We start from the raw sequence: 726 nt of genomic DNA, 5'->3' as shown, positions 1-726 counted from the left end.
AATACGATCTACTATTCGAACGTTTCTTGAACCCGGAACGTGTCTCGATGCCTGACTTTGACGTTGACTTCTGTATGGATGGGCGAGACCGGGTTATCTCTTATGTTGCTGATCATTACGGCAGGGATGCGGTATCGCAGATTATTACCTTTGGTACGATGGCAGCAAAGGCTGTGGTGCGAGATGTTGCGCGTGTGCAGGGTAAATCTTACGGTTTGGCTGACCGGCTTTCGAAGATGATTCCTTTCGAAATCGGCATGACTTTGTCAAAGGCGATTGAGCAGGAACCGACCTTAAAAACTTTTCTTGATGAAGACGAAGAAGCCCAGGAGATCTGGGAAATGGCTGTCTGTCTAGAAGGGATTACGCGTAACGTCGGTAAGCACGCCGGTGGTGTTGTTATCGCACCGACTAAACTGACAGACTTTGCTGCACTTTATTGTGATGAAGAAGGCGGTGGCCTGGTTACCCAGTTCGATAAAAATGATGTTGAAGATGCAGGCCTGGTTAAGTTCGACTTCTTGGGGCTTCGTACTCTAACTATCGTTGACTGGGCTTTGAAGATGATTAACCCTCGCTTGGCAGCGAAAGGTAAAGAGCCTATTAATATTGACCATATCCCACTGGATGATAGGCCCTCTTTTGAATTGCTGAAGTCAGCAGAAACAACGGCGGTATTCCAGCTGGAATCCCGTGGTATGAAAGACTTGATTCGTCGACTTCAGC

At 47.5% G+C, this 726-nt stretch carries 1 pseudogene; it reads left to right on the top strand.

The annotated features are described in order from the left end of the window. A pseudogene (locus tag A3729_RS30210) lies at window positions 1-726 on the top strand (DNA polymerase III subunit alpha); the annotation flags it as partial.

The organism is Oleiphilus sp. HI0043 (genome assembly GCF_001634935.1).
This window is presented reverse-complemented; position numbering and strand designations above follow the sequence as displayed.